The sequence below is a fragment of the Neoroseomonas rubea genome (genome assembly GCF_016106015.1).
Lineage (GTDB): Bacteria > Pseudomonadota > Alphaproteobacteria > Acetobacterales > Acetobacteraceae > Neoroseomonas > Neoroseomonas rubea.
Genome location: NZ_JACADQ010000255.1, coordinates 1 through 6,162, shown reverse-complemented (window position 1 = coordinate 6,162; position 6,162 = coordinate 1). Strand labels below are relative to the sequence as shown.

Sequence of the window (6,162 nt, the reverse complement as noted above, 5' to 3'; positions counted from 1 at the left end):
CATCCCCTGCCCGGCCGCGGGGCCCGCCGCCGGGTGATGCGGCTGAGCGGCCCGCTTGCGCGCCAGCACATCCCGCAGCGCGGCCGCGTGCCAGGCGCGCCGGGCCGCGCCGTGCAGGATGTCGAGCCGATGGTTCACCCGCTTCAGCGCCGCGGCGAAGACCTGCTTGCGCCGCGCCAGCGCCGCGTCGTTGCCGGCGCTCGCCCGCGCCTCCCCCTTGCCGCGGCGGGCACGGCGGTTCGCATGCACCATGCCGCGCAGCCGGTCGCGATGTTCGCGCAGCGTGCGGGCGAGGGCGAGCGCGTCTTCGGCCGACAGCGCCTCGAGCGCCGGGTAATGGCTGGCCTCGACGACGGAAAAATCGTCACCGAGCAGGCGGCGTTCGGCGGCGATGCTATTGGCCATGGGTGGTCCTCCCGGATCTCGTTTGCGTGAGACGCCAGCATAGGCAGCGTCGGCGGCCGGCGACAGCAAGACGGAAGGGCGCATAGTCTGCGCCCGTGACCCGCCGTCCCACCGACCTCGACACCGCGCTGCTGCGCTGCTTCCTGCTGCTGGCCGAGACGCGGTCCTTCACCCGCACCGGGGAGCGGCTGGGCCGCACCCAGCCGGCCGTGACGCTGCAACTGCGCCGGCTGGAGGACGCCTTCGGCCGCCGCCTGCTGCTGCGCGACCGGCGCCGCGTGGCGCTGACGGCGGAAGGCGAGGCGCTGCTGCCGATCGCGCGGGAGATCCTCGGCCTGCTCGACGCGGCATCGGAGCGCCTGTCCGACACCGACGCGGCGGGGGAGGTACGCTTCGGCAGCCCGGAGGACTTCGCCACCGCCTTCCTGCCGGCGATCCTCGCCCGCTTCGTGGAAAGCCACCCGGCGGTGCGGCTTTCGACCGCCTGCGAACTGACGCGCCGCCTGGTCGAGGGCATCGAGGCCGGCGCCTACGACCTGGTGGTGATCAAGCAGGCACCGGGGCGGCTGCATCCGGGCGCGCGGGCGGTGTGGCGGGAAGCTCTGGTCTGGGTGGGGGCGGAGGGCGCGCGGCCGCCGGCGCGGGAGGCGCCGCTGCGGCTCGTACTCAGCCCCCCGCCCTGCGTCTACCGGGAACGGGCGGAACAGGCGCTCGCCGCCGCCGGGCGGGGCTTCGAGACGGTCTATACGAGCCCGTCGCTGGCCGGGGCGGCGGCGGCGGTGCGCGCGGGGCTCGGCGTGACGGTGCTGCCGCGCACGCTGGTGCCGCCGGGACTCGCGCCGATCTCCCCGCGCGCGGGGCTGCCGCCGCTGGAGGAGACGGTGATCTGCCTGTTGCAGCGCGAAGGCGCGCCGGGGGCGGCGGAGGCGCTGGCGCGGGCGGTGGAGCAGGGGCTCGCCCGCGCGGCCGGCATGTCGTGAGGGCCATCGGCCGAGGGCCTGCGCTGCGGCCGGACGGACGCCGCCGCGCATGCGGCGAGGCTTGACGCAGGGCAGGCCTCGGCAGGTCGGAGCCGCACCTTTCGGACTGCCAGTCATAAGCGTTCCATATCATGGCAGGCGGAAAAACTCATTTCCGCAAATCCAATCCGCCCGGCAGAAGCGCCCGCCACCACCGACCGGGACACGCCGCCATGCCGGGCTTCGACCTGCTGATCACCAACCTGCTCTCGCCCATCGTGCTCGCCTTCGCGCTCGGCGCGGTGGCGGGCTTCATCCGATCGGAGCTCGAACTGCCCGAGCCGGTGCTGAAGCTGATCTCGATCTACCTGCTGTTCTCGATCGGGCTGACCGGCGGGCGGGAACTGGCGCAGGTGCCCTTCGCCGAGGTCGCGCCGCTGCTGGCGGCCGGCGTCGCGCTGACCCTCGCCATCCCGGTCGCGACCTTCCTGCTGCTGCGCCGCGCCGCGGGCTTCGACGTGCAGAACGCGGCGGCCGTCGCGGCGCATTACGGCTCGGTCTCCACCGTCACCTTCTTCGCCGCGGTCGCCTTCGCGCGCGCCATGGAGATGCCGGCGGAAGGCTTCATGCCGGCGGTGGTCGCGCTGATGGAATGGGGCGTGATCGTCGCCCTGCTGCTCGCGCGCATCTCGATGGGGCGGGCGCGGGGCGGGATGTCGCTCGGCGCGCTGGCGGCCGACACGCTGCGCGGGCGGGGCATCCTGCTGCTGAGCGGGGGGATGATGATCGGCGCGCTCGCGACCGACCCGCAATGGCGGCAGATCAGCCCGGTCTATGAGGGGCTGTTCCGCGGCGTGCTGATGATCTTCCTGCTGGAGATGGGCATGACGGCGGCGCGGCAGATGCGGGACTTCGCCCGGGTGGGCCGGTTCCTCACGGTCTTCGCCATCGCTTCGCCGGTGGTCTGGGGGATCGTGGGCGTGGTCGCCGGCCAGGCGATCGGGCTGAGCCAGGGCGGGGCCTTCGTGCTGGGCGCGATCTGCGCCTCGGCCTCCTACATCGACGCGCCGGCGGCCTGCCGCGCGGCGCTGCCCGAGGCGAGCCCGGGGATCTACCTCACGGCGTCGCTGGGGGTGACCTTCCCGTTCAACCTGCTGCTGGGGCTGCCGATGTATTGGCAGGTGGCGGCGTGGCTCTATCGCTGATCGCGCAGCACGCCCGCCAGCGTCACCAGCATCGAGGCCGTCGCCCCCCAGATGTAGTGGCGCTCATGCGGCCAGACCCAGAATTCGCGCATGCGGCCGCGGAATTCCTGGCGCCGCCGCTCCGGCGCGGCGGGGTCCAGCAGCCGGGCGAGCGGGTATTCGAAGGGCTCCTCCACCTCCCCGGGATCGTGGCGAAGGTCGAAGGGCGGCGTCAGCAGCGCGACCACGGGCGTCACGCGGTATCCCGTCCCCGTCAGCACCGCGGGCAGCCGGCCGATGATGCGCGGCAGCGCGCGATCCAGCCCGACCTCCTCCTCCGCCTCCCGCAGCGCCGTCTCCTCCGGCGTCTCGCCCTCCTCCATCCGCCCGCCGGGAAAGGAGACCTGGCCGGCATGGGAATTCAGCCGCGCGGAGCGCAGCGTCAGCAGCACCGTGGGTTCGGGATGGGCGATGAGCGGCACGAGCACCGCCGCGGGGACGATCCGCCCCCCGGTGCGCGCGGCGCGTTCGAGATCCTCCTCCGGGGAGGGACGGTCGCGCGGGATTGCCCCCGGATCCGCCAGCCGGGCCGCGAGCGTGGCGAGGTCGAGCGGCGGCGCGGCGAGCGGGCCGCTCACTCCGCCGCCAGGTCCATCGCCGGCACCTCGTCGATGGGAAAGAACACGCCCTCGCTCCACACGCCGAGGACTTCGCGCCCCTCCACCGTCTCGGGCTGGGCGAGCGCCACCAGCTCGTAGAACACCGCGCGGCTGATCCGCGCCTCGAGCCCCGGGCGGACGAGGATGTAGGGCCGCGGCTCCCGCGTCGCGGGGTCGAGATGGACGCGGATCGGGTGCGCGGGGCCGGCGGTCACCAGCTCGTCGAGGTTGGTGCGGAAGGTCAGGCATTGCTGGGGGACGGCGCAGCCGCAGTCGCAATCCCGCCAGAACAGCTCGACGGCGAGGAAGGGCGCGTCCTCCACCTCGATCCGGCCGCGCTCGGCCGGGGTCTCCAGCCAGAAGCCGCCATCCTCCCCGCGCTTGAGGACGGAGGCGAACAGGCACACCAGGGGTTTCCGGTTGATCGGGCTGCCCCGATAGTACCAGGTGCCGTCGCGCGCGATTCGGATGGCGTAGTTGCCGCAATCCATCTTCGCGCGCGCCAGCACGGTCCCCGCCGGGGGCACCGAACAACCGCCCTTTTCCATGCCGTGGACCGTCATGCCCATCGTCGCCCTTGCACTCAGCGTGGCCGATGCGAGGTAATTCCACCTCGGGTGGCATCGGCCGGCGCGCCTCCACCACCGTCATATAGGGAGCCCTGCCCGCATGAGTGAAGTGGCCGAGCCACAGGATCCCGCAGCCCTGGTTGCCGAGGTGGAGGCGCTGGGCGCCCGCCTCGCCCGGGTGCGCGAAGCGGTCGGCCGCGTCATCTTCGGCCAGGAGCTGGTCGTCGAGCGTGTGCTGACAACCCTCCTCGCCGGCGGCCACGTGCTGCTGGTCGGCGTGCCGGGCTTAGGCAAGACCAAGCTGGTCGACACGCTGGGGACCGTCCTCGGCCTCGATGCGCGGCGCGTGCAGTTCACGCCGGACCTGATGCCGGCCGACATCCTGGGCTCGGAGGTGCTGGAGGAGGATGCGCACGGCAAGCGCGCCTTCCGCTTCCTGAAAGGCCCGATCTTCTGCCAGCTGCTGATGGCCGACGAGATCAACCGCGCCTCCCCCCGCACCCAATCGGCCCTGCTGCAGGCGATGCAGGAACACCGGGTCGCGATCGGGGGCGAGATCCACCCCCTGCCCGGCCCCTTCCACGTCCTGGCCACGCAGAACCCGATCGAGCAGGAAGGCACCTATCCGCTGCCCGAGGCGCAGCTCGACCGCTTCCTGCTGGAAATCGAGGTCGGCTACCCGGACGCGGCGGCCGAGCGTGCCATGCTGCTGGCGACCACCGGCGCGCGGGAAGCCAGGCCGGTCCAGGCCATGACGGGGGCCGAGCTGATCGCCGCCCAGGGCCTGATCCGCCGCATCCCGGTGGGCGAACAGGTGCTCGACGCCATCCTGAAGCTGGTGCGCGGCGCGCGGCCGGAGACCACGGGGCTCGATGCGGTGCGCCAGCATCTTGCCTGGGGGCCGGGGCCCCGGGCCGCGCAGGCGCTGATGCTGGCCACGCGGGCGCGGGCGCTGCTCGACGGGCGGTTGGCGCCGAGCGTGGACGACGTGATCGCGCTGGCCGAACCCGTGCTGCGGCACCGCATGGCGCTGACCTTCGCGGCGCGGGCGGACGGGATCCACCTGTCCGAAGTGATCGACGCGCTCAAGGAGAGCATCGCGTAGCGTGGCGCGGGACATCGCCTTGGAGAGGGGCGCCGCCCCTCTCCAAACCTCACCCCGCCAAGGGCTTGAGGCCCTTGGGACCCTCGAGCTGGGTCGCGCATGACCGCCTCCGTCATCGTCCCCTGGGCCGAATCGCTCGGCGCGGCACTGCCGCCGCTGGTCGTGCAGGCGGAGCGCGTCGCCTCGACGGTGATGCAGGGCGTCCATGGCCGGCGCCGCCCGGGCCAGGGCGACGCCTTCTGGCAGTTCCGCCCCTATCTGCCCGGCGACGCCGCGGCGCGGGTCGACTGGCGGCAATCGGCCAAGTCGGACCGGTTGTTCGTGCGCGAGACGGAATGGGAGGCGGCGCAGACCGTCGCCCTGTGGTGCCAGGGCGGGGAAGGCATGGCCTGGCGGTCGGAGCGCGACCTGCCCTCCAAGCGGACGCGGGCGGAACTGCTCGTCCTCGCGCTGTCGGCGCTGCTGTTCCGGGGCGGGGAAAGGGTGCGGCTGTTCGGCCTGCCGCGCGCGTTTTCCGGCCGGGGCGCGCTTGCCGCGCTGGCGCAGTCCCTGCCCCGCCAGGCCACCGCGCCGGAGGATGGCCGCATCCCCCGCCATGCCCGGGCCGTGCTGATCGGCGATTTCCTCGCCCCGCTGGAGGAAACGCGCCATCGCGTCGCGGCGCTGGCGGCGCGGTCGATCCGGGGCCACATGCTGCAGGTGCTCGACCCCGCGGAGGAAACCCTGCCCTTCACCGGCCGCATCCGCTTCGAAGGCGTGGGCTTCACGGAGGAAGCGCTGGTGCCGCGCGTCGAGGGCGTGCGCGCGCTGTATGAGGAAAGGCTGGCCCGGCACCGCGAGGGGCTCGCCGCCATCGCCGCCGGCTCCGGCTGGTCCTTCGCCACCCATCGCACGGACCAGCCACCGGAAGGCGCGCTGCTCGCGCTGCATCGCAGGCTGGCGCCGGGCTGATGTGGCAGCTGGGCCCCCTCGCCTTCGCCGCCCCCTGGCTGCTGCTGGCGCTGCCGGCGCTGCCGCTGCTGTGGTGGCTGCTGCGCGTCTCCCCGCCCGCGCCGCGCAGCCAGGCCTTCCCGGCGATCCGCCTGCTGCGGGACCTGCCGCCGACGGAGGAAACGCCGCACCGCACGCCCTGGTGGCTGCTGCTGCTGCGCCTGGCCGCGGCGGCGCTGCTCGTGCTCGGCCTCGCGCGGCCGGTTTGGCAGCCGCAGGCGGGCGGCGGGGGCGAGGGCCCGCTTCTGGTCGCGATCGACGATGGCTGGGCGGCCGCGCCCGATTGGCCGG

8 protein-coding genes are annotated in these 6,162 nt (G+C 73.8%); 5 read left to right on the top strand and 3 right to left on the bottom strand.

Translation table 11 applies throughout. The annotated features are described in order from the left end of the window. Positions 1-405 (bottom strand): hypothetical protein (locus HW577_RS18765; protein ID WP_198377667.1); only part of this gene is annotated, 405 nt, incomplete at its 3' end. A 95-nt stretch (positions 406-500) separates the two neighbouring features. Between HW577_RS18765 and HW577_RS18760 the strand changes: the two genes are divergently transcribed. Both HW577_RS18760 and HW577_RS18755 read left to right on the top strand, forming a co-directional pair. Then, complete coding sequence (locus HW577_RS18760; RefSeq protein WP_198377666.1) at positions 501-1,385, top strand: LysR family transcriptional regulator; 885 nt, start codon at positions 501-503, stop codon at positions 1,383-1,385. A 212-nt stretch (positions 1,386-1,597) separates the two neighbouring features. Next, positions 1,598-2,569: a sodium-dependent bicarbonate transport family permease gene (locus tag HW577_RS18755; protein WP_198377665.1), complete on the top strand. Its 972-nt coding sequence runs from the start codon at positions 1,598-1,600 to the stop codon at positions 2,567-2,569. On the opposite strand, the gene HW577_RS18750 is transcribed toward HW577_RS18755, so the two are convergent. Both HW577_RS18750 and HW577_RS18745 read right to left on the bottom strand, forming a co-directional pair. Then, positions 2,560-3,186: a CoA pyrophosphatase gene (locus HW577_RS18750; RefSeq protein WP_332837763.1), complete on the bottom strand. Its 627-nt coding sequence runs from the start codon at positions 3,184-3,186 to the stop codon at positions 2,560-2,562. The two genes, HW577_RS18755 and HW577_RS18750, sit on opposite strands and share 10 nt — an antisense overlap. Further along, the gene (locus HW577_RS18745; protein WP_408639540.1) at positions 3,183-3,770 is read right to left on the bottom strand and encodes a DUF1285 domain-containing protein; all 588 of its coding nucleotides are present in this window, start codon (positions 3,768-3,770) and stop codon (positions 3,183-3,185) included. Before HW577_RS18745 ends, HW577_RS18750 begins: the two co-directional genes overlap by 4 nt. A gap of 106 nt (positions 3,771-3,876) precedes the next feature. On the opposite strand from HW577_RS18745, the gene HW577_RS18740 reads away from it, so the two are divergent. From HW577_RS18740 to HW577_RS18730, 3 genes are all read left to right on the top strand, one after another. Continuing rightward, complete coding sequence (locus HW577_RS18740) at positions 3,877-4,881, top strand: AAA family ATPase (protein ID WP_198377664.1); 1,005 nt, start codon at positions 3,877-3,879, stop codon at positions 4,879-4,881. 99 nt (positions 4,882-4,980) lie between these two features. Next, positions 4,981-5,832, top strand: coding sequence for a DUF58 domain-containing protein (locus HW577_RS18735; protein ID WP_198377663.1), 852 nt, complete (start codon positions 4,981-4,983; stop codon positions 5,830-5,832). After that, positions 5,832-6,162: BatA domain-containing protein (locus tag HW577_RS18730; protein ID WP_198377662.1), on the top strand; the 331-nt coding region annotated here is incomplete at its 3' end. The genes HW577_RS18735 and HW577_RS18730, both read left to right, overlap by 1 nt.

What these genes read in the sequence shown, in the direction of transcription:
- HW577_RS18755 (WP_198377665.1), top strand. Translation starts at nt 1,598, where the DNA reads ATGCCGGGCTTCGACCTGCTGATCACCAACCTGCTCTCGCCCATCGTG.
- HW577_RS18745 (WP_408639540.1), bottom strand. Translation starts at nt 3,770, where the DNA reads ATGACGGTCCACGGCATGGAAAAGGGCGGTTGTTCGGTGCCCCCGGCG.
- HW577_RS18740 (WP_198377664.1), top strand. Translation starts at nt 3,877, where the DNA reads ATGAGTGAAGTGGCCGAGCCACAGGATCCCGCAGCCCTGGTTGCCGAG.
- HW577_RS18735 (WP_198377663.1), top strand. Translation starts at nt 4,981, where the DNA reads ATGACCGCCTCCGTCATCGTCCCCTGGGCCGAATCGCTCGGCGCGGCA.